Origin of the sequence: Geothermobacter hydrogeniphilus (genome assembly GCF_002898515.1) — a bacterium.
Taxonomy (GTDB): Bacteria; Desulfobacterota; Desulfuromonadia; order Desulfuromonadales; family Geothermobacteraceae; genus Geothermobacter_A.
Window position 1 is genome coordinate 145267 of sequence record NZ_PPFX01000001.1, and the last position, 25566, is coordinate 170832.

Genomic DNA, 25566 nt, shown 5'->3' on the forward strand with positions numbered 1-25566 from the left:
CGGGTTACAGTCCGAGTGGATTTCCCGGTTTGAAGGAGCGGTAGGTCACCGTATGCTGGTGCCGACCGTTCTTTTTGACGATGTATTTTTTGTAGGTGCCGTTTTCTTTGACGATGATACGGCACTTCTCCCGCAGCCCTTCCATCTGCAGACACATCCGGCCATTCTTGGTGACCCGCCAGTGTCCGAACCTTTTGATGCCCTTGCGCAGCTGGCGGACATCGCCGTTGGGGGCGTAATAGGTGAGGCTGACGCGGTGTTTGACGGCGGTTATGGATTCGACGGTTTTGTCGGCGAACAGGAGTCGGATCTGCTCACCGTTGAGGGTCCCGACCGGCAGATGCGGACGGTTTTTGTGCTTGCCGAAAGCGGGAGCGACCAGCAGGATCGACAGCAACAGCAGAGTGAGGATTGTTCGGCGCATGGGGTATCTCCTCAGAGTGTCAGCCACCTTTTCGAGGCTGATCAAAAATATCCGGATGCAAGGCGTCCGCAGCCTGGCGGAATAAGGCGTACCGGAAGGTACGTCGTTGACGCGGGGGAAAGGACAACGCAGCAGATGGATGTTTTTTATCAGCTTGTTAGAGGCCGAGCAGGTTGCCGTCGCGGAAGGCGATGTAGCGGACCACCGGCTGGTGTCGGCCATTTTGCTTGATGATGAACTTCACGTAATGACCGTTCTGCTTGGCGACCGCCCGGCATTTTTCCTTTTTGCCCTTGATCTGCAGACAGATGCGCCCTTTTTTGGTGATGCGCCAGTGGCCGACCCGCAACTTCCCGTTGCGGCGCTGGCGCAGTTCACCGTTGGGGTTGTAGTAGCTGACGGTGGACCGGCTGCGGGCGATGGTGATGGAATCGACCGTACGGTTGGAAAAGAGTTCCCGCAGCTGATCGCTGTTCAAAATACCGGCCGGCAACGGATACTGCGGCCGGGAATGTCCGGTTTTGTTGTGTGTGGCGGAGGGGGTGCAGGCGGTGACGAGCAACAGCAACAGGGCAAACAGCAGGGGGTGAAGTCGGAACATGATCTGGACCCTTTCCTCTTGCAGGGAAGTATAGCATCCGTTTCGGTTTTGTCCGTTGCGGGGCATGAATTCGCCACAAAGGTTCAACCGGATGGCAGTCGGCTGGTCATGGCTCGGGAAACCGGCACCCGGGCGTGGAAATCAGTCTCCCGAGCGCAGGAAAAGGCCGATCTGATGTGGAATCTTGTCGCACGGCAGTGAGACCACCGGAACCTCGGGGAGCGAGCGCAGGAAGATGCGTCCGTAGCCGCGGCGTCGCACCCGGGTATCGAGAATCAGTACCACGCCACGGTCTTCGCGATGGCGAATCAGGCGACCGAAGCCCTGCTTGAACTTCAGGACCGCCTGCGGCACGGTGTAGTCCATGAAGGGATCGCCTCCGGCGCGGCTGATCGCCTCGGCGCGGGCTTCGAGAACCGGTTCGGTCGGCACCTTGAACGGCAGCCGAACGATAATGACCTGTTCCAGGGCGCGACCGGGGACATCGACCCCTTCCCAGAAGGAGTCGGTGGCGAACAAGACGCTGGCAGCGTCTTCGCGAAACTGTTTGAGCAGCAGGTGACGGTTGATCTCGCCCTGACGCAGGCAGCGGTAGCCGCGGGCTTCAAGCCCCGGGGCCAGTTCGGCGTGAACCCGCCGCAGCAGGCTGTAGGCGGTAAAGAGGACGAAGGTCCGACCGTCGGCGGCCAGTATCGCCTGTTCGATGAGCGGCATGATACGGTCGGCGAAATCCCGCGCGTTCGGATCCGGCAGGTCGGTCGGCACCAGCAGCCGTGCCTGCCGCGGGTAGTCGAAGGGCGAAGCCAGTTGCAGATCACGCAATCGCCCCGGTTCGGCCAGGCTGAGGCCGATGCGCTGGTGCAGGTAGCCGAAACTGTCGCCGACGGCCAGGGTCGCGCTGGTCATGATGACCGTCTTGAAGGGATCGTAGAGTGCCTTCTGCAGGCTCCGGGCGATTTCAACCGGTGCGGTCTGCAGGCGGGTGATCAGTCCTTCGCCGCGGCCGATGCGTCCCCGACGCGTCTCCAGCCAGGTGCAGTTGTCGTCAGCGGCTGCGGCGAACGCAATCAGGTCGGCGGCGAGTTTTTCCAGCCGCCCGACCATGCCGGCCAGGTCGGTCAGCGTCGAGGCGGTTTCCTTGATCGCCCGGGGCGGCAGTTCGTCGCAGTTTTCGAGCAGGCGCCGCAGGTCGCCGGCCAGTCGCGCCGTTGCTTCCGCCAGAGATCTCACCTGCCGTTCAGTTTCGCTCCAGAAGGGGCCCTGTCGTGCGGCGGCGGCAATCCGCAGTTTCACCTCCAGTGCCCCGGTCCCCTTCTCTTGCCCCTGCTGCAGTCGCATTCCGATCTGTTCGAGGTCGGCGATGGCCCGGTCGAGGAGCTGCCGGCGGTTCTCCAGCAGGTCCTCGATGCAGTCCGCCAGACCGCGGTAGAGTTGATCGGCGCTGTCAGGGAGACTGCGGGCGAGCTGGGATTGCAGCCGCGGCAGCAGTCCCTTTTCAAATTTGCGCGGATGGCGCAGACGATTCAGGGCTCTGGCGTAGGAAAAACGCGTGACATTGGTGGCGAAGTAGCGGGTCGCCACATCTTCGAGATGGTGAGCTTCGTCGATGACCACCCGGGCAAAGGGGGGCAGCACCGCGGCGCTGGAATAGTTGTCGGTCTGTTGCCGAACCGCCAGGTCGGACAGGAGCAGGGCGTGGTTGACCACCAGCAGGTCCGCCCGGGCCGCCTGGCGGCGGGCGCGGTGCAGGAAACAGTGTTGAAAATGCCGACAGCGGGCCCGTCCGCACTGGTCAGGTTCACAGCAGACCTCTTCCCAGAGCTGGTCACGGGGTGGTACCGGCAGCTCATCCTTTGATCCCTCCGAGCTGTTCTCGGCCCACTCGACCAAGGTGTTCAGCTCCTCCGCCTGTTCCTGGTCGAACAGTCCGGGGTCACGGCGGGCCGCTTCCAGTCTGCGGCGGCAGAGGTAGTTGGCGCGGCCCTTGACCAGCACCGCATGGAACTGCAGTCCACCGGCGCGGGCCAGGAAGGGGAGATCCTTGCGGATTAGCTGCTCCTGCAGGTTGATGGTGTTGGTCGAGATCACCACCCGCTCCTCGTTGCGCAGGGACCAGAGCAGAACGGGCAGCAGGTAGGCAAGACTCTTGCCGGTGCCGGTGCCGGCTTCGATCACCGCCAGTTGGTCGCGGTTGAGGGCCTCGGCGACGGCAAAGGCCATGCGCAGCTGCTCCGGACGGTTTTCGTAGCCGGGCAGGTTGCGGGCGATGACTCCTTCGGGGCCGAGCATCCGACCGATTTCGGCGGCATCAAGCAGTGTCGTCTTTCGGGGGGCGAAGGACTCGACCACCACGTAGCAATGTTCGGCACGGTTGTCGATGATCTGAAAACCGACACCCATCTCGCCGAGCCGCGAAGCGATCTCCAGGTCGGCGTCTGAGGGCTGCAGATGACCGGAAGGATGGTTGTGCAGCACCAGATCGCCCGGGCGGCAGGTCTGCAGGATGGCCGGGACGGCTTCCCGGTTGCCCCGTGCCAGCACCTCGACCGAAATCAGCTCGCCGTGCTCATCGGTGTGTCCGAGAAAGAAGACTTCGTTGCCGTCGGCTTCGCTGATGGCGGTACGCAGCTGCTGACGGACCAGGTCGGAATAGGCTGAGGACAAAGGGAACTCCGGAAGGTGAGAAGGATGACCCGATTATAGTCGATGTCGCGCCAAAATATCCACGTCTGAAAGTCCGGGTCAACCGCAACGCCGAGCTGGAGCAAAAAGACCGTCGTTTTGCCGATGGAAGGGTTGTCAGGTTTTGTCGCGAATGTTGCAGGGCGAGGATTTTTGGTTCAGATCAAGGCGCATCGTGAAGAGCGCGGAGACGTAGCGGCAGCTACGTCGCACAAGCGATGAGCGATGCAACGCCGAGCTGGAGCAAAAGACCGCCCCACTTGCAACGAAGCTTGGTCGTGCCGTGATTCTCCACCGTTGCAGGGCGAGGATTTTTGGTTCAGATCAAGGCGCATCGTGAAGAGCGCGGAGACGTAGCGGCAGCTACGTCGCACAAGCGATGAGCGATGCAACGCCGAGCTGGAGCAAAAAGACCGCCCCACTTGCAACGAAGCTTGGTCGTGCCGTGATTCTCCACCGTTGCAGGGCGAGGATTTTTGGTTCAGATCAAGGCGCATCGTGAAGAGCGCGGAGACGTAGCGGCAGCTACGTCGCACAAGCGATGAGCGATGCAACGCCGAGCTGGAGCAAAAAGACCGCCCCTGATAAAAAAAGGGCGCCCTTTGGGGGCGCCCGATGAGCAACGAGAGGTTCAGGAGGCGTCTCGCTGACTGTAACTTTTATTCTTTCCCTTTCAGGGCCAGGTAGCGGGTGGCTTCGCCGTGTCGGACCAGCAGCAGCGCCGCGCCGCCCTTGCGGGTTTTCTTCAGGGCCGCTTTGACTTCGGCCGGAGAATTGACCGGAATGCGGTTGACTTCCTGGATCAGGTCGCCTTTCTGGATGCCGGCCTCTTCAGCCGCCGAGCCGTCTTCGACTCCGGCTACCAGCACACCCTGCTCGCCCTGGTAGCCCAATTGTTCGGCCAGCGGTTCGGTCAGCTGCTGCAGTTGCAGGCCGTAGCGCTTGATGGTGCTGGCCGGCGTCGGACGTCCTTTGGCGTCGGTTTCCAGTTCGCCGATAACGACCTTGATCTTCTGCTCATCACCGCCCCGCACAATGGTCAGGGTGAGACTGGTCCCGGGGGTGGTGAGGGCGATCTTGTTGCGGAATTCGGCCACCTTGCCGACCGGATGACCTTCAAACTCGGTGATCACGTCGCCGCGCTTGAGACCGGCTTTCTCGGCCGGGGAATCCTTGATCACCTGGGCGACCAGGATCCCCTTGTTCTTGTCGAGGCCGAAGGAGTCAGCCAGTTCCCGGGTCAGGTCCTGGATATAAACACCGAGGCGGCCACGGGTGACCTTGCCGTGTTTGACCAGCTGGTCGCGGATCTGCTTGGCCATATTGATCGGAATGGCGAAGCCGATGCCCATGTAACCGCCGCTGCGGCTGAAGATGGCGGTGTTCATGCCGACCACCCGGCCGTCGAGGTCGACCAGCGGACCGCCGCTGTTGCCGGGATTGATGGCGGCATCAGTCTGGATGAAGTTTTCGTAGTCATTGAGGCCCATGCCGCTGCGTCCTTTGGCGCTGACGATGCCGGCGGTCAGGGTGTGGGAGAGACCGAAGGGATTGCCGACGGCCAGCACCCAGTCTCCGACTTCCAGTTTGTCTGAATCGCCGAGGCGCAGGAAGGGCAGGTCGCTGGCATCAATCTTGATGATGGCGACATCTGTGGCGGGGTCGGTGCCGATGGTTTCAGCCTTGAATTCACGTCCGTCAAGCAGGCGGACGACCACTTCATCGGCATCTCCGACAACATGATTGTTGGTCATGATCAGCCCGTCGGGCGAAATGATGAAACCGGACCCCTGGCCCACCGCGCGGTGTTTGCGGGGCGCCTGACGTCTCTGGTGCGGCATGTTGGGGGGCGCACCGAAAAAACGACGGAAGAATTCGTCGCCGAAGGGCAGCTCCTGGGCGGAAACCTCGGCTTCTTTTTCCACTTTGATGAAGACCACGGCCGGAGAAACCTTCTTGGCGACATTGCGGAAGGCGCGGCCGGTCTGCCTCAGGCTTTCAATCCCCTGCTGCTGTGCCAGGGCGTTGCCGCCGCCCGGCGGCAGGATGAGAACCAGGGCCAACAGAACCAGTCCGGTGAACAGAAAAGAGCGTAAGGTGCGTGCGAGTGGTTGCATGAGGATCGTCTCCCAGTGGTTCAGGCGTTCCCCGACAGCGGGCAGAGATTCCTTACCCGATCGAGAAACTGATCAATATCAAAAGGTTTATCCAGAACTTCAACCGCTCCCAGCTGCCGTGCCGCGGCGTGTGTCCGGCTGTCGCCGAAGGCGGTCATGCAGATGGTCGGCAGTTTGCGGGGGGAGTCGCCGTTTGCTTCCAGGGCTTCCAGCCCGGTCAGTGCCGGCATGCGGATGTCAGTGACCAGCAGGTCGATGCTGTTCGTCGTCCCCTGATTCCCCTCCAGGCACTCCAGCAGGCTCAGGCCGTCGGCGCAGCTGGTGACCCGGTAGCCGGCCTGGTAGAGGCAGAAGGAAAGCAGTTCACGCATCGCCGCATCATCTTCGGCGAGCAGGACATGCGGTGCGTTGCGGCGGTCATCGCGGGACATTGTGAGGCTCCTTGGTTGATCCATGCCTCTCTGGGTGAGCATAGTTCGTGCCAAGATGATGCCAGTTATTACAGGAGGTTGGCGCCGTATGGTGTGGGGCAGAATGTCCCCTTGGGGCAAAATGCCCCGGTTCGGCGGGGGTCAGTCGTTCTGGAGCTTGCGGTAGAGGGTTTTGCGATCGATGCCGAGAATCCGGGCCGCCACCGATCGATTGCCGGCAACTTCTCCCAGCACCCGTTCAATGTAACGGCGCTCGACTTCCGCCAGGGTCAGCAGCGGGGCATCGCTGTCGAGTTCGGGGACCTGGGCGGATTTCCCGGCCCGGGTGATCTGGGGAGGGAGGTCCTCCAGGGTCAGGTGGTCGTGGCGGGTCAGGGCCACCGCCCGTTCCATGACGTTGCGCAGTTCCCGGACATTGCCGGGCCAGGCGTAACCGAGCAGTTGAGCGGCGACCGGAGCGCTGAGTCCCTGAACCGGTTTGTTCAGCCGGGCGGCAAATTCGTGCAGAAAGCTTTCCGCCAGCAGCAGGATGTCGTTGCCGCGGTTGCGCAGCGGCGGCATCTCGATACTGATGACATTCAGTCGGTAGAAGAGATCCTCGCGGAAACGTCCCTCCCTGACCGCCCGTTCGAGATCCTGGTGGGTGGCGGTGACCAGCCGGACGTCGATGGGGATCTCCCGGCTGCCGCCCAGCGGGCGGATCCGGCGTTCTTCGAGAGCGCGCAGCAGTTTCGGTTGCAGGGTCAGCGGCATCTCGCCGATTTCATCCAGCAGCAGGGTGCCGCCGTGGGCTTCGAGAAAGAGGCCGCGGCGGTCGTTGCGGGCGTCGGTAAAGGCACCCTGCAGGTGACCGAAGAGCTCGCTTTCGAGCAGCTGTTCCGGCAGGGCGGCGCAGTTGACGGCAACAAAGGGGCCGCTGCCGCGTCCACTGAGCCGATGCAGGGCGCGGGCAGCCAGTTCCTTGCCGGTTCCGCTTTCCCCGGTCAGCAGGACCGAGCTGTCAATTCCCGCGACCCGGGTGATGAGTTCCCGGACCGTGCGCATCGGCCGGCTTTCCCCGCTCAGTTCCCCGCTCGGTCGGCTGCGTGCCACCTCGGCGTCAAGCAGGCGGATCTGTTGCTGCAGCCGGCGGTTTTCGAGCGCCCGGCGCAGGGCGTGGGCGAGCAGGTCGAGGTCGACCGGCTTGGTGACGAAGTCGTAGGCCCCGGCGCGCAACGCCTCGATAGCGGTTTCCAGGGAACCGAAGGCAGTGATGATCAGCACCGGCAGGTCGGGACGGGCGGCGTGCAGTTCGCGACAGAAACTGATGCCGTCGATGCCGGGCAGGTTGAGATCGGTCAAGACCAGGTCAATCTCGGTGTCCTGCAGCGCCCGGCGACCGGCGGCAGCGTTTTCGGCCGGAATCACCCGGTGGCCGCGGGCGCCGAGGTCCTCCTCCAGCAGTTCCCGCATGGAACGGTCATCATCGATGATCAGCAGGGTGCCGGTCACTTCGTCCTTCATGCCGCTTGCTCCTGGTATTCCGGAAGGTAAAGAGTGAAGCAGCTGCCCTTTCCGAGCGTGCTTTCGACACCGATCCAGCCGCCGTGGTCACGGGCGATTCCCCAGGCGATAGAGAGCCCGAGGCCGGTTCCCTGGCCGATTTCCTTGGTCGTAAAGAAAGGATCGAAAAGCTGCTGCAGGTTTTTCTCGTCAATACCGGTCCCCTGGTCCCTGACCGCAAGACTGACCCAGGGACCGGGGTGGTCGACTTCCGCCGGGAGGGAAACCTCCCGCGGGCGGTCGACGCGCAGCACCAGAACGCCGCCTTCCGGCATCGCCTGGATGCCGTTCATGCTCAGGTTGATCAGCACCTGCTGCAGTTGGCCGGCATCGGCCGCGGCCCGGATATCGGGCTGCCGTATGTCGAGCTGCAGTTCGACGCCCTGTTTTTCCGCCGCCGGATGAACCAGGTTGATGACCGTGGTCGCCAGCCCGGACAACTCCAGTGGGTGCTTGCGCAATTCGCTGCGGCGGGCAAAATCGAGCAGCTGACGCATGATCAGGGTCATGCGCTGTGTCTGGTCGCCGATGATCCGGGCGTTGCGCTGGACCTCCTCGGCTGTCAGACCGTCGCGGCTCAACAGCTTGGCGCGCCCGGCGATGACGTTGAGCGGGGTTCCGAGTTCGTGTGCCATGCCGGCCGAGAGTCGACCGAGGGTCGCCAGTCGTTCGGTATGACGCAGTTTCTCCAGGGCGTCGAGACGGGCCTGGTCGGCGGTGCGGGCGCTGGCCAGCTGGCCGCGCATTTTCTCCAGGGCTCCGGCCAGCAGGCCGAACTCATCCCTGCTGTCGCTTTCCACCGGCCCGGAAAAATCGCCGTCGGCGATGCGTTCGGCGTGGGCGGCCAGTTTCTTGACCGGTCGATCGACCCAGATGCTGCCGATGACGGTGATCAGCAGCAGACTGCAGGCCACCGCCGTGGCCAGCATAAAGGCCGATCGGCGCATGCTTTCGCGCACGTAGCCGTGCATTTCGGCCAGTGATTCGCTGACTTCAACGGCGCCGAGACGACCGCCGGGGGTGATCAGCGGCAGGTAGGTGAAGAGGTAGTCCTTGCCTTCGTCGGTTTCGGCCAGCAGGGTGACGATTTCGCCCTGCCGGGTCGCTTCCAGCTTGGGGTCCTTGAGCGGGGTGAAGCGATCGCTGGTCTCCCCTTCCAGCCAGACCCAGCGGACTCGCTGACCGCCTTCAAGCCGGCGGTTGCGCTTGAGAAAGATCATGGCCCCCCGTTCGCCCCGGGTCTGCCAGATTTCCGCCGTCATCTGGCGCAGAACGATGCCGACCTGGCGCGCTTCACGGCTCAGGTTGGCCTTGATTTGAACCCGCTCCCGCTTGACCGTCTGCCAGCTGTAGATGGCGAACAACAGGGCGACGGTCAGCAGCAGGGCGACGGCTATTTTAAGGGTCAGGCGCATGGCGGAATCCTCGCGGCCGGGATCGGCCGGAGGTCATTATGCGTGGCGGCGCCGGGATTGTCCAGCGCCGCGGGCGGGTTACCGGATCAGTCCTTCAGGTAGCTGCTGATGGTGGCAAAGAAATTTTTCGGCTCAATCTCAAAAGCCTTGGCCCATTCGCTCGGATCGACTTCATTGCCTTCGACCAGCATCGCCAGCTGGCCGCGGGTGATAGGGAAGGCGGGGACCCGGTCCATCATCGCCACCACCGGTTTCATCAGCGACAGCGGCTGGTGCAGCTTGACCACCCGCCCCCTGCCGAGGGCGCGGCCCACCAGGTCGAGGATTTCGTCGTAGCTCAGGATCTGTGGCCCGCCGCAATGGTAGACCTGGCCGATGCTCTGTGGTTGCTGCAGGGCGCGCACGAAGCCGGCGGCGACATCTTCGACCGCCACCGGGCTCATGCGATAACGGCCGTTGCCGATCACCGGCACCAGCGGCAGTTTGCGGATCAGCCCGGCCAGCATGTTGACGAACTGGTCTCCCGGTCCGTAAATCAGCGAGGGCCGGAAAATGGTCCAGTCGAGGTCAGAGCCGCGCAGCGCCTGCTCGGCGGCCCATTTGGTGCGATGGTAGGCGGTTTCGGCCTGCTCACGGGCGCCGTTGGCACTCATGTGAATGAAGCGCCGGATGCCCGCTTTCCGGGTCGCGGCAATGATATTGTCCGTCGCCTCGGTGTGCAGGCGGGTGAAAGTGATCCCGCGTCGGGGGAACTCCCGGATGATGCCGACCAGGTGGATGACCGCCTCACAGCCGTTCAGACCGTTGCCGAGGCTGTCGGGGTCGGTGATATCACCCAGGTGAAAGCGCAGGTTTTCGTGCCGATCAAGCTTGCGGTCCGAACCGCTGCGTGCCAGGCAGGTCACCCGGTGTCCAGCCGCCAGCAGTTGCCCGACAACTTCGCGTCCGACAAACCCGGTGCCGCCGGTTACAAAAACGTTCATCCTCACCTCTCCTTTCGTGCGGCCAGGAACTCTGGTCGCGGACAGCTTACAATCATGTTCTCCATTCTACCAGCTGCAGGGTCTCGGTGTGCTGCTCGCTAATGTATACGGTAGCGGATTTCGATATTTAGTATAACGTATACACGATCGTGGTAGAAACTCCTTGACAGGGTTTGTCAGCGGGCGATATTAACACTGTTATATTCAGGCTGTCGTGCGTCCTGTCGACCGCTTTTCATTAAAAATAATATCAGCCAACTTCACAGACATTAGAGAAAAATAAGAATATAATAATGTTCTGACGGATTTTGTTTTCACAGCGAAAGGAGGACGTTGCCATGAAAACCGAACATACTCCGAATGAGGTTTCCATTCCGGAGGCAACCCTGCGGAAGTGGGAAGCGCGAGGGGTCAGCCGGCGTGACTTCATCAAGTTCTGTACGGCGACCACGGCAGCCATGGCCCTGCCGATGACCTTTGTGCCCAGGGTCGCACAGGCCATGGAGGATAATCGGCTGCCGGTGATCTGGGTTGAATACCAGAGTTGCTCGGGAGACTCGGAGGCGTTTCTGCGCGCCAACCAGCCCGCCGCCGGGGATATCATCCTCGACGTGATTTCCCTGGAATACTCCGAAGTGATCATGGCCGCCGCCGGTCATCTCGCCGAAGAGGCCAAACAGCAGGCGATGGAGAAATACAAGGGCAAGTATGTGCTGATCGTCGAGGGCGCGATTCCCAAAGGGGACGGCGGCGTCTACTGCACCGTCGGCGGCCGGAGCGCGGTCGACAGCTGTACCGAGCTGGTCAGAAACGCCGCGGCCACCATTTGTGTCGGGTCCTGCGCCAGTTTCGGCGGCATCCCGGCGGCCGCGCCCAATCCGACCGGCGCGGTGTCGGTGATGGACCTGGTGCCCGGCGCGCCGGTGATCAACCTGCCCGGTTGTCCGGTCAATGCCGAGAACCTGACCGCGACCATCGTTCATTTCCTCACCTTCGGCAAACTGCCGGCCACCGATCGGCTCGGCCGGCCGAAGTTCGCCTACGGCAAGCGGATTCATGACAACTGCGAGCGCCGCGCCCATTTCGACGCCGGTCAGTACGCCGAGGTCTTTGGTGACGCCGGTCACCGTCAGGGGCACTGCCTCTACAAGCTCGGCTGCAAGGGACCGGAGACCTTCCATAACTGCCCGACCATCCGCTACAACGAAGGGACCAGTTGGCCGGTCATGGCCGGTCATGGTTGCGTCGGTTGCTCCGAGCCGCAGTTCTGGGACACCATGAGCCCCTTCTATCGGCGGCTGCCGAACGTTCCCGGTTTCGATGTCGAGATGACCGCCGACAAGATCGGCATCGGCCTGGCGGCGGCCACCGCGGTGGCCTTCGGCGCCCATGGCGTGGCGAGCTGTTTCCGGCGTGGCGACAATATGGAACAAGATAAGGTGATCGAGGAGGAATAAGACGATGGCCAAGAAGATAGCAGTTGATCCGATTACCCGCATCGAGGGACACCTGCGCATTGAAGCGCAGCTGGAGGGCGGCAAGATCGCCAATGCCTGGAGTTCTTCGACCGCCTTCCGCGGGATTGAAACCATTCTTAAAGGACGCGACCCGCGCGACGCCCATCATTTCACCCAACGTTTCTGCGGGGTCTGCACCACCGTTCATTCGATGGCCAGCATCCGCGCCGTCGAGGACGCGCTGAAGATCCAGATTCCCGACAATGCCCGGTTGATCCGCAACATCATCATGGGCATCCAGAACGTGCAGGATCACGTCATCCATTTCTATCACCTGCACGCCCTCGACTGGGTCGACATCACCAGCGCCCTTAAGGCCGATCCAAAGAAGACCGCCCAGCTGGCGCAGTCGATTTCGGACTGGCCGAACTCCAGCGTCAAACACTTCAAGGCCGTCAAGGAGCGGATCGCCGCCTTTGTCAGCACCGGCCGCCTCGGCCCCTTTCAGAACGCCTACTGGGGACACAGCGCCTACCGGCTGCCGCCCGAGGCCAACCTGATGGCCGTGGCTCACTACCTGGAAGCCCTCGAATGGCAGAAGGAAGTGATCAAGGTTCACGCCATTCTCGGTTCGAAGAACCCGCATCCGCAGACCTTCCTCGTCGGCGGCATGGCGATTCCGGTTGACCCGGACAGCCAGAACGCCATCAATGCGGACAAGATCGCCTACATGCAGAAGCTGCTGAAGAAGGCCCGGCTGTTCGTCGAGCAGGTCTACATTCCCGACCTGCTGGCGGTGGCATCCTTCTACAAGGACTGGGCGGCCATCGGCGGCGGGGTCGGCAACTACCTGGCCTACGGCGATTTCCATATGGATAATGCCGGCGGTACCGACAACCTCTATTTCCCGCGCGGCGTCATCATGGGCAGGGACCTGGCCAACGTGCTGCCGATGGATGAAAAGAAGATCACCGAGTATGTCACCCACAGCTGGTACGACTACAGCGGCGGCAATGACAAGGGACTGCATCCCTACCAGGGGGAAACCAGCCACAACTACACCGGGCCGAAGCCGCCCTATGATTTTCTTGACACCGACGGCAAGTATTCCTGGGTCAAGTCACCGCGCTACAACGATCAGCCGATGGAGGTCGGTCCGCTGGCGCGGGTGCTGGTCGCCTACGCCTCCGGCAACAAGGACGCGCAGACGATCGTCAATTATGTTCTCGGTCAGCTCGGGGTCGGACCCGAGGCGCTGTTCTCGACCCTCGGCCGGACCGCGGCGCGCGGCGTCGACTGTCTGATGATGGCGCGCATGAACGAGAAGTGGGTCGCTGACCTTGTCAACAACATGGGTCGCGGCATCTATGAGACCCACAATGCCGAAAAGTGGGATCCGTCGACCTGGCCGAAGGAAGCGCAGGGCTTCGGTTACCACGAGGCGCCGCGCGGCGCCCTCGGCCACTGGATACGCATCGAAAACGGCCAGATCGCCAATTTTCAAGCGGTCGTGCCCTCGACCTGGAACGCCGGTCCGCGTGATGCCGCCGGGCAGATGGGCCCCTATGAGTCCGCTCTGGTGGGGACGCCGATCGCGGACGAGAACAAGCCGCTGGAGATCCTGCGCACCATCCATTCCTTCGACCCCTGTCTCGCCTGCGCGGTGCATGTCATGGATGGCAAGGGCAATGAGCTGATCAAGGTCAAGGCACTGTAAGTAAGGAGATACGCCATGCTGCAGATAAGATACGTCTGGGAGTGGCCGGTTCGCATCACCCACTGGGTCAATGCGCTCAGTATCGTGGTCCTTTCGGTGACCGGGTTCTATATCGGCAACCCGTTTGTGACCGTTCACAGCACCAACCAGTTTGTCATGGGGACCATGCGGGTTGTCCATTACGGTTTCGCCTATGCTTTCGCGCTGTCGGTGCTGGCCCGGGTGGTCTGGAGCCTGGTGGGCAACCACCACGCGTCCTGGCGGGAATTCTTCCCCTGGCTGACGCCGAGCGGCTGGAAACGGATCATCGGGACCTTCAAGTATTATGCTTTCATGGCAAAAAAGCCTCCCTACGAGGTCGGTCACAACGCCCTGGCGGCGATGGCCTACTCGGCGGTCTTCATTCTCTACCTGGTGCAGATCGTCAGCGGCTTCGCCCTCTACGGCCAGTTCAGCCCGGGGGTCGGCTGGTACAGCTTTTTTGCCCCGGTGCTGACTGCCTTCGGCAACCAGGGACTGCGCCTGACCCACCACCTGGTGATGTGGCTGCTGATCGGCTTTGCCATCCATCACGTCTACAGCGCCTGGCTGATGGATGTGAAGGAGAAGAACGGGACGCTCAGCTCGATTTTCGGTGGCTACAAGTTTGTTGAACCCGAGGATCTTTGATGAAAATACTGGTTCTCGGGCTCGGCAACAGCCTGATGAGTGATGACGGCTTCGGGGTATTCGCGGTTCGGAAGCTGCAGCAGGATTTTCGTTTTCCTGAACAGGTTGCGCTGCTTGATGGTGGCACCTTGGGACTCGATCTGCTTCCCCGTCTCGAAGGGGTGGAGAAACTGTTGATTCTCGACGCCATCAATATGGACGCTGCCCCCGGCGAGATCTTCCGTCTCGAAGGGGAGGAGGTGCCGCGCGCTTTTGCCAACAAGCTCTCGGTACACCAGATGGGCGTACAGGATCTGCTGGCGGTGGCCGAACTACAGGGTTACTGTCCGCCGGAACTGGTGGTCTGGGGGGTGCAGCCCGAATCGATTGAGATGCGCATCGGTCTCACCGAACCCGTCAAACCGGCCCTGGAGAAGGTGGTGCAAGGGGTGGTCGATGAACTGACCGCCTGGGGAGCTGCACCAGAAGCGGCTTGAGAAGGAAAAAGTTTGCTGGATTCAATCACGAGGGCTGCCCCGAAGGCAGCCCTCGCTTCGTTCCGGCGCCTGCCCGGTCGGGGGAGAGGATGATCAAAGGCCTGCTGTATATTGTCTTGTTGACACTTCCGGTCGCCTGCCGCGAGGTTCCGCCGGACTACCCGCCGCGCGCCGTGCCTGCCGGCCTGCTCGATTCTCACGCGGCGCTCAATGCGGGCGCCCGGATGTTTCGACGCAAATGCGCTTCCTGCCATGGGCATCCCTCGGAGGGGCGTTCGGAGCGGGCTGATTTCTTCGATCCGCCGGCGCCAGATTTTTCCGAGCCCCGTTATCTGGCGGTCGACCCGGCCTACCTCTACTGGCGCATTGAACACGGCAAGACAATCGAGCCTTTTCGTTCCCGCGGGTCGGTGATGCCGACCTGGGGTCCGCATCTTTCCGAAACCGAGATCTGGAACCTGGTGGTTTATCTCCTTTCCCGCAGTCGTCCGTCGTCCGCAAACGGATTCAGGTTTTACTGAAACTTTTGCTTTTTTATTTTGGCTGAATTTGCTAAGGTGCGGTGCCGTAAATCATATATTCGAGGATATTGGGTGTTGACCGGCGAGGTGACTGCCATTATCCTTCTAAACCTTGCTGGCTGAGAGCGCCTTCCGCAACCAGTCGCAGCGACAGCGACCGGCCTGATCTCCCAGAGGATTTCGAGCAGCAGCCCGAAATCCGGCCCTGACCGGAGTCGGGCCTTTTCCTTTTTCAAGTTTTTCAACCGTAGTCTGCGGTCGACGGCGGCCGCAACACCAAACTCTATAGGGGGCAGCAATGCAGACAGCAAGCGAACTTGACGCCGCGCAGCTTGGACTCAAGAGCGTCGGCAAGCTCTACCACAATCTCTCTTACGAAGAACTCTTCGAGCATGAGCAGGCCAACAGGGAAGGTGCTGTTTCCGACAACGGCACCATGATGGTCGACACCGGCAAGTTCACCGGTCGCTCGCCGAAGGATAAATATTTCGTCCAGCAGGACCCCTCCGCGGACAATATCGCCTGGGGCAGTATCAACCAGCCGATCGCCGCCGAGATCTTCGATGAACTCTACGAAGACACGATCGACTACCTGGCCGGCAAGGACCTCTACGTCACCGACGGTTTCTGCGGTTCGAACCCGGCGACCCGCAAGAATGTCCGCTTCATTACCGAGTTCGCCTGGCAGTCGCATTTCGTCAAGAACATGTTCATCCGCCCCGGTGCCGACGAACTGACCGGATTCTCCCCCGACTTCACCATCTTCAACGCCAGCAACTACCTCAACGAGAAATGGCGGAAGCATGGCCTGAATTCCGAGGTCTTCATCGTCTTCAACATCGAGAAGAACATCGCCATCATCGGCGGCACCTGGTACGGCGGGGAGATGAAGAAGGGCATGTTCACGATGATGAACTACTGGCTGCCGTTGCAGGGGATCCTTTCCATGCACTGCAGCGCCAACGTCGGCAAAAAAGGCGACGTCGCCCTCTTCTTCGGTCTCTCCGGGACCGGCAAGACTACCCTCTCGACCGATCCGGAGCGCAAGCTGATCGGCGATGATGAACACGGTTGGGACAACGATGGCGTCTTCAACTTCGAAGGCGGCTGCTACGCCAAGTGCATCAACCTCTCGGCCGAGAACGAGCCGGAGATCTATGGTGCCATCAAGCGCAACGCTCTGCTCGAGAATGTCGTTGCCAATGCCAACGGGGTGGTCGATTACGCCGACGGTTCGAAGACCGAGAACACCCGCGTCTCCTATCCGATCGACCATATCGACAATCATGAGCCGAGCCTCAAGGCCGGCCATCCGCAGAACATCATCTTCCTCACCTGTGATGCTTTCGGGGTGCTGCCCCCGGTCTCCAAGCTGACCAAAGAGCAGGCGATGTATTACTTCCTCTCCGGCTACACCGCCAAGGTGGCGGGCACCGAGCGCGGCGTCACCGAGCCCCAGGCGACCTTCTCCGCCTGCTTCGGCGAGGCTTTCCTGCCGCTGCATCCGACCGTTTACGGCAAACTGCTCGGCAAGAAGATGGAAGAGCACGGCGTCAATGCCTACCTGGTCAACACCGGCTGGGCCGGCGGCGGCTACGGGGTTGGCGAGCGGATGAGCATCAAGGCCACCCGTGCCTGCATCAACGCCATTCTTGACGGTTCGATCAATGATGCCGAGTTTGAGCAGACCCGGTTCTTCAAGCTGAATATTCCCAAGGCTCTGCCGGGAGTCGATACCAGGCTGCTCAATCCGCGCAACGCCTGGGCCGACAAGGAGGCTTTCGACGCCACGGCAAACAAGCTGGCCGGGATGTTCATCGACAACTTCAAAAAATACCTGATCGAGGGTGATATCGATTTTACCCAGTACGGTCCGAAGCTCGACTGAGGTGAACAGATTTTGAACAGGGGCGGTCCCGGATGAGACCGCATTCCTTCCTTTCGGCGGCCCGGGGCATTGCACCGGGCCGTTCTTTTTTGCCTGGAATGATTTTTCATGCAAGACTGTAGGTATCGGTCTGACCCGTTCGTCCTTAAGATCTTCGCTGTTGACGGTTCTTGACAGCATCGTGGTGCAGAATAGAATAACTCGGTACCATCGGCCGGTTGCCGGCAAAGCCATGGACTCTGGTATCTCCGGAAGGGAGCAACAAGGTGGCAAATCCCGCTCATCCGAGTGACATGCATATTCCGCAGCAACTTCCGTTGCTGCCGGTGCGTGACGTGGTGATCTTCCCCTACATGATCATTCCGTTGTTCGTCGGCCGTGAAAAATCGATTGCCGCCGTCGAACAGGCCCTGAGTCAGGACCGGATCATCTTCCTGGCCAGCCAGAAGGACCTGGTGGATGAAGACCCCGCGCCGGAGAATATCTACTCTTTCGGGACCGCGGCGATGATCATGCGCATGCTCAAGCTGCCGGACGGACGGATCAAGATCCTGGTCCAGGGATTGGCGCGCGCCCGCATCGAGGCCGTGCTGGCCGACATGCCCTGTTACGAGGTTCGGATCGAACTGCTTGACGATCCGCCGCTGACGGTCGGAGCCCTTGAAGTCGAGGCGTTGATGCGCACCGTTCGTGACCAGCTGGCACAGCTGGTCAACCTCGGCAAAGCGCTTCAGCCGGAGGTGATGGTGGCGTTGGAGAACGTCGAGGATCCGGGCAGCCTGGCCGACCTGGTGGCGAGCAATATCGGGCTGAGAGTGCCCGAGGCCCAGGTTCTGTTCGAGGCGATTGATCCTTTTGAACGCCTCGGCCTGGTCAAAGATACTCTGGCCAAGGAACTCGAAGTGGCGGCGGTGCAGAATCGCATCCAGAGCCAGGCCAAGGAGGAGATGACCCGGTCGCAGCGGGAATATTTCCTGCGTGAACAGTTGCGGGCGATTCAGGCCGAATTGGGAGAGGGGGACGCGCGCGCCGAGGAGATGGCCGAGCTGCGTGAACAGCTGCTGGAGGCGAAACTGCCCGAAGAGGCAAGCAAGGAGGCGGAGAAACAGCTTAGGCGGCTGGAGGCGATGCATCCCGAAGCGGCTGAATATTCGATGCTGCGCACCTATCTGGACTGGCTGGTCGAGCTGCCCTGGAGCGTCACGACGCGCGACAATCTCAATCTGAAAAAGGCCCGCCAGGTACTCGATGAAGATCACTTCGACCTGGAGAAGATCAAGGAGCGGATCCTCGAATACCTGGCGGTGCGCAAACTGAAAAAGGACATGAAGGGGCCGGTCCTCTGTTTCGTCGGCCCCCCCGGGGTCGGCAAGACCAGCCTCGGAAAATCGATCGCCCGGGCGCTGGGGCGCAAGTTCGTGCGCATCTCCCTCGGCGGGGTGCGCGACGAGGCGGAGATCCGCGGTCACCGGCGCACCTATGTCGGTGCCCTGCCGGGCCGGGTGATGCAGAGTATGAAGCAGGCCGGCAGCTGCAATCCGGTGTTCATGCTCGATGAGTTGGACAAGGTCGGCGGTGTCGATTTTCGCGGTGATCCGTCGGCGGCGTTGCTTGAACTGCTTGACCCCGAACAGAATCACGCCTTCTCCGATCATTACATCAACCTTCCCTTCGATCTGTCGAAGGTGCTGTTCATCGCCACCGCCAATATTCTCGATCCGATTCCCCGGGCCCTGCAGGACCGGCTGGAAGTGATCGAGCTGTCCGGTTACACCAGCGAGGACAAGCTGGCCATCGCCCGGCGTTACCTGGTGCCGCGGCAGCGGGAGGCCAACGGCCTCAAGGAGAAGGATCTGCGGATTTCTGACAAGGCGCTGCTGAAGCTGATTTCCGAGTACACTGCCGAAGCCGGGCTGCGCAACCTGGAGCGGCAGATCGGCAGTATCTGCCGCAAGGTCGCGCGGCGCTTTGCCGAGGGGAAGCGCAAGCCGGTGCTGGTCAATGAAGCCTCAGTTGCCAGGCTGCTCGGCCCGCCCCTGTTTCTCGCCGAGGAGGAGCGTCGGGAGCATGAAGTCGGGGTGGCGACCGGCCTGGCCTGGACCGAGGCCGGCGGCGAGGTACTCTACGTCGAGGTCTCGGTGATGAAGGGGAAGGGGGACCTGGCCCTGACCGGGCATCTCGGCGAGGTGATGAAGGAGTCGGCCCACGCCGCGCTGAGTTACGCCCGGGCCAATGCCGAACAGCTCGGCATCGACCCGCTGCGCTTCGAAGAGAGCGACATTCATATTCACGTACCGGCCGGAGCGATTCCCAAGGATGGTCCGAGTGCCGGGATCACCATGGCCACCGCCCTGATTTCGGCCCTCACCGGGCGGCCGGTGAGCAAGGATGTCGCCATGACCGGCGAATTGACCCTGCGCGGCAAGGTGCTGCCGATCGGTGGCCTCAAGGACAAGGCGCTGGCGGCGGTGCGGGCCCACATCGATACCCTGATCATTCCCTATCGCAATGATAAGGACCTGGTTGATATCCCCGCTCCGTTGCGTAAGAAGCTGCGGTTCATCAAGGTCCGCAGTGTTGCCGAGGTGCTCGACGCGGCCCTCGCGGAGCCGGCCGCCGATGACGCTTGACGAGTTTTCCTTCATCGCGCAGATCCGCCGGACAGCGGCGGTCACGCCGGAGGTGGCCATCGGCATCGGGGATGACTGTGCCGCTCTCGACCTGCCGCCCGGGGAACAACTGCTGGTGACCAGCGACCTGTTGCTTGAAGGGGTGCATTTCCGTTGTGACTGGACCGGTTATTTCGACCTCGGCGCCAAGGCGGCGGCCGTTAATCTTTCCGACCTGGCGGCGATGGGCGCCCGGCCGGTCGGGCTGGTGCTCGGCCTCGGTCTGCCTGATCGGTTGGATGATACTGATCGGCGGGAGCTGGTCGCGGGCTTCATCGCTGAAGCGGAGGCCTTTGAAACGGCTCTGGTCGGCGGCGATACCTGTCGGGCACAACAATTTTTGACCCTTTCGGTGACTGCCTTCGGCACTGCCGCCCCCCGGCAGGTCGTCCGTCGCGGCGGGGCCCGTCCCGGTGACAGGATCTTTGTTTCCGGCACCCTGGGTGACAGCGCCCTGGCGCTGAAATACCTGCGGGAAGGTGTGTGTCCGGAGGGGCCTCTGGCGCAGCGACATCATCGACCGACGGCGCGGGTGACCCTCGGTCGACGGTTGGCCGCGGCCGGGGTGAGCGCCATGATCGACATCTCTGACGGGCTGCTGGCCGATCTCGGGCATATTCTTGAGGCCTCCGCCGTTGGCGCTGAGATCATCACCGGGGCGTTGCCGCTTTCCGCCCCGTTCAGGCGGGATTTGGCGGGAAATCCGGACCTGCTGCAACTGGCCCTGACCGGCGGTGAAGACTACGAACTGCTTTTCACCCTGCCGCCTGAACAGCAAACCGCGGCCAGGCGGGCGGCCGCTGACTGTGGCGTGCCGATCCGCGAAATCGGTCGGATCCTGCCCGACCGGGAAGCCTTCCGGCTGGTTGCCGCCGACGGTACCCGGTCACTTCCGAAACAGCGGGGGTTCGATCATTTTCGCGCCTGATTCCGTTTATCGATCGGAGCGGAGGTCGCCTCGCGGGTTGAAGAGCGCGGCCGAGCGGATCATCTTGCGGGATATTTCGGAACTTGGATCGATGTTTGCTTGTCTGACAGGCGGAGTTGCGTTCTGATGACCCGGCAATCGACCTATAAATCCGCCGCGCCCTTCGTTGGCAGCGATTTCGATGATGGCGAGTTCGAACAGATCCGGCTGCTGTTGCTGGAACGGCGCGGTTTCGATCTCGGTATGTACAAGGACCAGTGTATCCGGCGGCGGATTGCCAGCCGGGTGCGGGCCAGCGGCATGCTGAGCGCCGCGGATTACCTGCAGCTGCTTCAGCAGCGCGAGGATGAGATCGATGCCCTGCTGGCCGCCGTTTCGATCCACGTGTCGCAATTTTTCCGCAATCCCCGGATCTTTGCCCTGCTTGAAGCCGAGGTGCTGCCGGGATTGATCCGCCGGGCCGAAACGCGGCCGGACAGGACCCTGAAAGTGTGGAGTGTCGGTTGCGCCGGTGGTGAGGAGCCCTATTCGCTGGCGCTGCTGCTCGATGAGCTGGCACCGGCCGGACTCAGGGTCGATATTCTCGGCACCGATATCAGTGCCCCGGTCCTGCGACAGGCCGCCGGCGGTTACTTTGACGCGTTGCGGGTCAGCGAGGTGCCGGAGGATGTTCTGCAGCGCTACTTCGCGTCCGAGGGCCGCGGTTTCAGGGTCTGCGAACGGATTCGGCGCCAGGTCCGTTTTGCCGAGCACAATATTCTCAGCGATGAGTCACAGCTATCCGCGGACCTGATTCTCTGCCGCAATGTCATGATCTATTTTTCCCGCGCCGACCAGGACCGGATACTGGAGCGTTTCGCTGCCACCCTCACGCCACAGGGTGTGCTGGTGCTCGGCAATGCCGAAAGTCTGATTGGAAAGGCGCGGGAGGCGTTTTCACCGCTGTTTGCCGCCGAGCGAATATATCGGCGCCGCTGAATCTGTGGCCGTAGATTCCGTTTTAGTGACCGCGGTTTTTTTCAAGGAGTGGACCAATGCGTGTCGAAATCAGTTACAAGTTCATCATGGGGTTCATCATCGTGGTGGCCTCGATTGTGGTGCTCAACCTGCTGGTGCCGAAGGTCGGAATCCCTGAGCAATGGCAGCAGCTGGTGAGCGTGGGCGTCGCTCTGCTGGTCGGGCTGTTGCTCGGCTGGCTCTTTTCCAAGGTCTTTACCGCCAATATCCGCAGTTTGCGCGAAGGCGCCGAACGGTTGCGCAACGGTGATCTGTCGCGCTACGTGCGCCTGCGCCAGAGCCTGTTCGAGGATGAAACGGCCGATCTCGCCAACTCGCTCAATACCGTCGTCGACAGTCTGCGGGAGCTGGTCGGTTATATCCGCAGTACCTCGGTGAAGACCGCCGAATCGGCCCAGTCCCTGTCGGCGACCTCGCAGGAGATGACCGCCTCGGCTCACGAGGTGGCCAACACTGTTGAGCAGATCAGCAAGGGAGCCGAGACCCAGTCCGAAATGGTTGACCGCTCCTCGACCCTGATCAAGGAGATGGCGATGTCCATCGACCTGGTCGCCGCCTCGGCGAAAAAGGTCAAAACCGCCGCCGCTGAAACCGCCCGCACCGCCGAGCAGGGCGGCGGGGTGGCACGTGAAACCCTGGGCAAGATGCGCCAGGTTTTTCAGACCGTCGAGCAGAGCGGCCAGCAGATGGTTTCCTTCAGCGGCCAGGTGCAGCAGGTCGGCCAGATTGTCGAGGTCATCACCGGCATCGCGCAGAAGACCAACCTGCTGGCCCTCAACGCCACCATCGAGGCGGCCCGGGCCGGCGAGTACGGGCGCGGCTTTGCCGTGGTGGCCGATGAAATTCGCAAGCTGGCCGACTCGACCAGCCAGTCGGCGGGCGAAATCACCGCCCTGATCGAGGTGATCCGCGAAGAGAGCCAGAAGGTCCTCGATGCGATTCAGCGCAGCATGACCCAGGTCGAGGAAGGGCACCGGGCCGTTGATCAGACCGGCAGCAGCTTCGAGGCGATCATCGAAACCGCCGCCGTGACCCAGACCAAGGCCGATGCCATTGCCGATCTCGCCACCCAGCAGACCGAAGGGGCGCGCAAGGTGGTCTCCGCCATCGATGAGATTGCCAACGTCATCACCGACAACGCCGCGGCGGTGCAGGAGGTTTCGGCGGCCAGTGAAGAACAGTCGGCTTCGATGGAGGAGATGGCTCACCAGGCGCAGGAGCTTTCGAATCTGGCCGAGGAACTGCTGGCCATGGTCAGCCGTTTTCATCTTGGCGCCGACCGGGGCTGAGCCGTCGTGCGGCAGGTACTGACATTCACGCTCGGAGAGGAACTGTATGGACTGGAGATCAGTGCCATTCAGGAGATCGTCGAGGCGCCGGCGCTGTTCTACATTCCCGGTGCCGATGACCGCTACCTGGGCGCGATCAATTTTCACGGCAGCATCGTTCCGGTTCTGAATCTCGCCCGACTGCTCGGATTTTCCGAAACCGAACCTGAGCCCAGAATCATCGTCACCTGCAGTGAGATTGCCGTGCTTGGTCTGGCGGTCGGTCGGCTCGGTGAAATCGTGGTTCTGGATGAAGCCGAAACTCTGCCCGGAGATGCCGATCAACGTCGTGCCAACTGCATCGGCGAGGTTGTCGCCCTGGCCGGGCGGATGATCAATCTGTTCGACATGCCGGCCTTTTTAAGTCGTCTTGAAATGCTGTGAGGGGGCAGGAGAAGATTTTATGAGTTGTCGGGTACTGATTGTTGATGATGCCCTGTTCATGCGCAATATGCTGAAGGATATTTTTACCCGCGCCGACGATTTCGAGGTGGTGGGCGAGGCGCAGAACGGGGATGAGGCGGTGGAACGCTACCGGGAACTGCGCCCCGATCTGGTGACCATGGACATTGTCATGCCGCTGAAAAGCGGTATCGAGGCGCTTGTTGAAATCATCGCCGAGGACGCTTCGGCCCGGGTGGTGATGTGCAGCGCCCTGGGGCAGGAGAGCTTGATCGTCGAGGCGGTCGGCGCCGGTGCCAGGGAATTTATCGTCAAACCCTTCCAGGAAGCGAAGGTTCTCGAAGTCGCCCGCCGGGTGACCGTCCGCTGATCCGGACGGACCTGCGCGGTTCGATCGGGATAGGTTGCAACGTCTATGGATATGTCCAAATATCGCGAGATGTTTCTCAGCGAAACCCGCGAGCATCTTGCCGTCATGGCGCGTCGGCTGGTTGACCTGGAGAAGGCACCGGATGACCGCGAGGTGATTGACACCCTGTTTCGCGAAGCCCACTCGGTCAAGGGGATGGCGGCGTCAATGGGTTATCAGCGGATGGCCGGCCTGGCCCACGCGCTGGAAGATCTGCTCGACGGCTTTCGCGGTGATGGCGAAGTCCCTGCGACGGCCATCGATCGGCTGTTGGCCGGTTGCGACCTGCTCGAAGGACTGCTGGAGGATATCGCTGCCGAACGTCCGGAACGTTCCATCGACGCTTTTTTGCAGAACACGGCTGGAGAGGAGGAGATCCCGCTGGCCGAGGCGATTCCGGCCGGAGAGGAGATCGAGGTTCTTGAACTGGAACCGGTTGCCGAGACGATCCCGCTGGAGCTGACGGTCGAGATCGCCGACCACGCCCCGGCGCCCGCCGCCAGGGCGCTGCTGGTGCTGCGTGAGCTGGAGCGGTTCGGGGAGTTGCTGGAACAATGGCCGAGCCAGGAGGAGCTGTTCAAGGGCGGCGTGGTCCGTCACCTGCGGGTGCGGCTCGAATCCTCCTGCGAAAGATCCGAAATCGAAGCGGCACTGCTGGCCATGAGTGACCTGGCCGGGGTGCGTTGGGGAGAGGACAGTGAGGATGACGGTCTCCCCCGCCGCCGTCGTGAAGACAGTGAGCGGACGGTGCGTATCCGTACCGAGCTGCTGGATCGTTTTATCAACCTCACCGGAGAATTGATGACCACCCGCTCGATGCTGCAGTCGGCGCAGACGAGGCGGTCCTGGCAGGATCTGGGTGAGGGACTTGACCAGCTTTCGCTGCTGGTCAACAACCTGCATCACAAGGTTCTTGAGGTCCGCATGATGCCGGTTTCCAGCATCACCGGCCGCCTGCCGCGGCTGGTGCGCGACCTGGCCCGCAAGACCGGCAAACAGGTTGATCTGCAGATCCACGGCGATGAGGTTGAACTCGATCGCGCGATTCTCGAAGAACTGGCCGATCCCCTGGTTCACCTGCTGCGCAACGCCGTTGACCACGGTATCGAAGGGGAGGGCGTGATCGCGGTAAGGGCCTGGCGCGAGCGCGACCTGGTTCTGGTCGAGGTGGCCGACAACGGTCGCGGCATTGACCCGCGGCAGATTCGCGACAAGGCCCTGGCGAAGGGCTTGATCAATGCCGCCCAGGCCCGCGCCATGGGGGATCGCGACCTGCTCGGGCTGATCTGTCTGCCGGGGTTTTCCACGGCCGATCAGGTCACCGAAACCTCCGGACGCGGGGTCGGGATGGATGTGGTCAAGGCCGCGGTTGAGAATCTCGGCGGCGTGCTGGATATCCTCTCTGCTCCCGGTGAAGGAACCCGTATGCTGCTCAAACTGCCGGTGTCGGTGGCCATTATCCAGATTCTGCTGGTCGCGTGCGCCGGACAGACCGTCGCCCTGCCGATCACCCGTGTTCATCGAACCCTCGAAGTGTCCCGCGAGCAGTTGCAGTCCTCCGGCAGGCAGCTGGTGTTGCCGCTTGATGATGAGATCATTCCCCTGTTGTCGCTGCGCAAGCTTCTGAAGCTGCCGAACCGGCCCTTTGCCGGCAGCGTGCCACTGGTGATCACCGAACTCCGCGGTCGCCGTGTCGGCCTGGTAGTCGACCGCCTGGTCGGCCAGAGTCAGGTCTTTGTCAAGAGTCTCAGCTTTCCGCTCGATCACCTTCCCGGGGTGACCGGGGCTTCAGTGCTCGGTGACGGTCAGGTGGTTTTTCTTATTGACCCCCAGGGCCTGCTGGATGCCGTCAATCCGGTGGCCGGCCGAGCCGCCTGACAGCTCCAGGTG

General features: G+C 61.9%; 21 protein-coding genes. 13 read left to right on the top strand and 8 right to left on the bottom strand.

The features are described 5' to 3' along the window. Positions 1 to 4: 4 nt before the first annotated feature. The 8 genes from C2E25_RS00720 to C2E25_RS00755 form a co-directional block, all read right to left on the bottom strand. The gene (locus C2E25_RS00720) at positions 5 to 424 is read right to left on the bottom strand and encodes a hypothetical protein (protein ID WP_103113899.1); all 420 of its coding nucleotides are present in this window, start codon (positions 422 to 424) and stop codon (positions 5 to 7) included. Between the two features lie 157 nt (positions 425 to 581). Beyond that, entirely contained in the window at positions 582 to 1025 is a 444-nt protein-coding gene (locus tag C2E25_RS00725) for a hypothetical protein (protein WP_103113900.1), read from the bottom strand. A 141-nt stretch (positions 1026 to 1166) separates the two neighbouring features. Continuing rightward, positions 1167 to 3689, bottom strand: a complete 2523-nt coding sequence (locus C2E25_RS00730; protein ID WP_103113901.1) for a helicase C-terminal domain-containing protein — start codon at positions 3687 to 3689, stop codon at positions 1167 to 1169. Between the two features lie 677 nt (positions 3690 to 4366). Then, positions 4367 to 5824 carry a DegQ family serine endoprotease gene (locus C2E25_RS00735; RefSeq protein WP_103113902.1) on the bottom strand — a complete coding sequence of 486 codons (1458 nt, stop codon included), beginning with the start codon at positions 5822 to 5824 and terminating at the stop codon, positions 4367 to 4369. A 20-nt stretch (positions 5825 to 5844) separates the two neighbouring features. Further along, positions 5845 to 6255, bottom strand: coding sequence for a response regulator (locus tag C2E25_RS00740; RefSeq protein WP_158247075.1), 411 nt, complete (start codon positions 6253 to 6255; stop codon positions 5845 to 5847). 141 nt (positions 6256 to 6396) lie between these two features. Beyond that, complete coding sequence (locus C2E25_RS00745; protein ID WP_199177338.1) at positions 6397 to 7758, bottom strand: sigma-54-dependent transcriptional regulator; 1362 nt, start codon at positions 7756 to 7758, stop codon at positions 6397 to 6399. Then, positions 7755 to 9212, bottom strand: coding sequence for a sensor histidine kinase (locus C2E25_RS00750; RefSeq protein WP_103113904.1), 1458 nt, complete (start codon positions 9210 to 9212; stop codon positions 7755 to 7757). The genes C2E25_RS00745 and C2E25_RS00750 overlap by 4 nt, the downstream gene beginning before the upstream one ends. An 86-nt stretch (positions 9213 to 9298) precedes the next feature. Then, on the bottom strand, positions 9299 to 10195 hold the full coding sequence (locus C2E25_RS00755; protein WP_103113905.1) for a complex I NDUFA9 subunit family protein: 897 nt from the start codon (positions 10193 to 10195) through the stop codon (positions 9299 to 9301). A 338-nt stretch (positions 10196 to 10533) separates the two neighbouring features. Between C2E25_RS00755 and C2E25_RS00760 the strand changes: the two genes are divergently transcribed. The 13 genes from C2E25_RS00760 (at position 10534) to C2E25_RS00820 (ending at position 25554) form a co-directional block, all read left to right on the top strand. After that, positions 10534 to 11652 (top strand): hydrogenase small subunit, encoded by a 1119-nt coding sequence (locus C2E25_RS00760; RefSeq protein ID WP_103113906.1) that lies wholly within the window; start codon positions 10534 to 10536, stop codon positions 11650 to 11652. 4 nt (positions 11653 to 11656) lie between these two features. Continuing rightward, entirely contained in the window at positions 11657 to 13369 is a 1713-nt protein-coding gene (locus C2E25_RS00765) for a nickel-dependent hydrogenase large subunit (protein WP_103113907.1), read from the top strand. Positions 13370 to 13384: 15 nt separating this feature from the next. Continuing rightward, the gene (cybH, locus tag C2E25_RS00770; protein WP_103113908.1) at positions 13385 to 14038 is read left to right on the top strand and encodes a Ni/Fe-hydrogenase, b-type cytochrome subunit; all 654 of its coding nucleotides are present in this window, start codon (positions 13385 to 13387) and stop codon (positions 14036 to 14038) included. Further along, on the top strand, positions 14038 to 14514 hold the full coding sequence (locus C2E25_RS00775) for a HyaD/HybD family hydrogenase maturation endopeptidase (RefSeq protein WP_103113909.1): 477 nt from the start codon (positions 14038 to 14040) through the stop codon (positions 14512 to 14514). Before cybH ends, C2E25_RS00775 begins: the two co-directional genes overlap by 1 nt. Positions 14515 to 14603: 89 nt before the next feature. Next, positions 14604 to 15035, top strand: coding sequence for a c-type cytochrome (locus C2E25_RS00780; protein ID WP_103113910.1), 432 nt, complete (start codon positions 14604 to 14606; stop codon positions 15033 to 15035). 298 nt (positions 15036 to 15333) lie between these two features. Beyond that, on the top strand, positions 15334 to 16923 hold the full coding sequence (pckA, locus tag C2E25_RS00785; protein ID WP_103113911.1) for a phosphoenolpyruvate carboxykinase (ATP): 1590 nt from the start codon (positions 15334 to 15336) through the stop codon (positions 16921 to 16923). Positions 16924 to 17216: 293 nt separating this feature from the next. Continuing rightward, complete coding sequence (lon, locus tag C2E25_RS00790) at positions 17217 to 19553, top strand: endopeptidase La (RefSeq protein ID WP_103113912.1); 2337 nt, start codon at positions 17217 to 17219, stop codon at positions 19551 to 19553. Beyond that, complete coding sequence (gene thiL / locus C2E25_RS00795) at positions 19543 to 20520, top strand: thiamine-phosphate kinase (RefSeq protein WP_103113913.1); 978 nt, start codon at positions 19543 to 19545, stop codon at positions 20518 to 20520. The genes lon and thiL overlap by 11 nt, the downstream gene beginning before the upstream one ends. Before the next feature lie 126 nt (positions 20521 to 20646). Further along, positions 20647 to 21498, top strand: a complete 852-nt coding sequence (locus C2E25_RS00800) for a CheR family methyltransferase (RefSeq protein ID WP_103113914.1) — start codon at positions 20647 to 20649, stop codon at positions 21496 to 21498. A 56-nt stretch (positions 21499 to 21554) separates the two neighbouring features. Further along, positions 21555 to 22826, top strand: coding sequence for a methyl-accepting chemotaxis protein (locus tag C2E25_RS00805; protein ID WP_103113915.1), 1272 nt, complete (start codon positions 21555 to 21557; stop codon positions 22824 to 22826). A gap of 6 nt (positions 22827 to 22832) precedes the next feature. After that, positions 22833 to 23249 carry a chemotaxis protein CheW gene (locus tag C2E25_RS00810; protein WP_103113916.1) on the top strand — a complete coding sequence of 139 codons (417 nt, stop codon included), beginning with the start codon at positions 22833 to 22835 and terminating at the stop codon, positions 23247 to 23249. A gap of 19 nt (positions 23250 to 23268) precedes the next feature. Then, on the top strand, positions 23269 to 23637 hold the full coding sequence (locus tag C2E25_RS00815) for a response regulator (RefSeq protein WP_103113917.1): 369 nt from the start codon (positions 23269 to 23271) through the stop codon (positions 23635 to 23637). A gap of 45 nt (positions 23638 to 23682) precedes the next feature. Continuing rightward, entirely contained in the window at positions 23683 to 25554 is a 1872-nt protein-coding gene (locus C2E25_RS00820) for a chemotaxis protein CheA (protein WP_103113918.1), read from the top strand. Positions 25555 to 25566 lie beyond the last annotated feature (12 nt).

Excerpts from the sequence above, each read along its gene's own strand:
- C2E25_RS00720 (WP_103113899.1), bottom strand. The coding sequence starts at position 424 with ATGCGCCGAACAATCCTCACTCTGCTGTTGCTGTCGATCCTGCTGGTC.
- C2E25_RS00725 (WP_103113900.1), bottom strand. The coding sequence starts at position 1,025 with ATGTTCCGACTTCACCCCCTGCTGTTTGCCCTGTTGCTGTTGCTCGTC.
- C2E25_RS00735 (WP_103113902.1), bottom strand. The coding sequence starts at position 5,824 with ATGCAACCACTCGCACGCACCTTACGCTCTTTTCTGTTCACCGGACTG.
- C2E25_RS00740 (WP_158247075.1), bottom strand. The coding sequence starts at position 6,255 with ATGTCCCGCGATGACCGCCGCAACGCACCGCATGTCCTGCTCGCCGAA.
- C2E25_RS00745 (WP_199177338.1), bottom strand. The coding sequence starts at position 7,758 with ATGAAGGACGAAGTGACCGGCACCCTGCTGATCATCGATGATGACCGT.
- C2E25_RS00750 (WP_103113904.1), bottom strand. The coding sequence starts at position 9,212 with ATGCGCCTGACCCTTAAAATAGCCGTCGCCCTGCTGCTGACCGTCGCC.
- C2E25_RS00755 (WP_103113905.1), bottom strand. The coding sequence starts at position 10,195 with ATGAACGTTTTTGTAACCGGCGGCACCGGGTTTGTCGGACGCGAAGTT.
- C2E25_RS00760 (WP_103113906.1), top strand. The coding sequence starts at position 10,534 with ATGAAAACCGAACATACTCCGAATGAGGTTTCCATTCCGGAGGCAACC.
- C2E25_RS00765 (WP_103113907.1), top strand. The coding sequence starts at position 11,657 with ATGGCCAAGAAGATAGCAGTTGATCCGATTACCCGCATCGAGGGACAC.
- cybH (WP_103113908.1), top strand. The coding sequence starts at position 13,385 with ATGCTGCAGATAAGATACGTCTGGGAGTGGCCGGTTCGCATCACCCAC.
- C2E25_RS00775 (WP_103113909.1), top strand. The coding sequence starts at position 14,038 with ATGAAAATACTGGTTCTCGGGCTCGGCAACAGCCTGATGAGTGATGAC.
- C2E25_RS00780 (WP_103113910.1), top strand. The coding sequence starts at position 14,604 with ATGATCAAAGGCCTGCTGTATATTGTCTTGTTGACACTTCCGGTCGCC.
- pckA (WP_103113911.1), top strand. The coding sequence starts at position 15,334 with ATGCAGACAGCAAGCGAACTTGACGCCGCGCAGCTTGGACTCAAGAGC.
- lon (WP_103113912.1), top strand. The coding sequence starts at position 17,217 with ATGCATATTCCGCAGCAACTTCCGTTGCTGCCGGTGCGTGACGTGGTG.
- thiL (WP_103113913.1), top strand. The coding sequence starts at position 19,543 with ATGACGCTTGACGAGTTTTCCTTCATCGCGCAGATCCGCCGGACAGCG.
- C2E25_RS00800 (WP_103113914.1), top strand. The coding sequence starts at position 20,647 with ATGACCCGGCAATCGACCTATAAATCCGCCGCGCCCTTCGTTGGCAGC.
- C2E25_RS00805 (WP_103113915.1), top strand. The coding sequence starts at position 21,555 with ATGCGTGTCGAAATCAGTTACAAGTTCATCATGGGGTTCATCATCGTG.
- C2E25_RS00815 (WP_103113917.1), top strand. The coding sequence starts at position 23,269 with ATGAGTTGTCGGGTACTGATTGTTGATGATGCCCTGTTCATGCGCAAT.
- C2E25_RS00820 (WP_103113918.1), top strand. The coding sequence starts at position 23,683 with ATGGATATGTCCAAATATCGCGAGATGTTTCTCAGCGAAACCCGCGAG.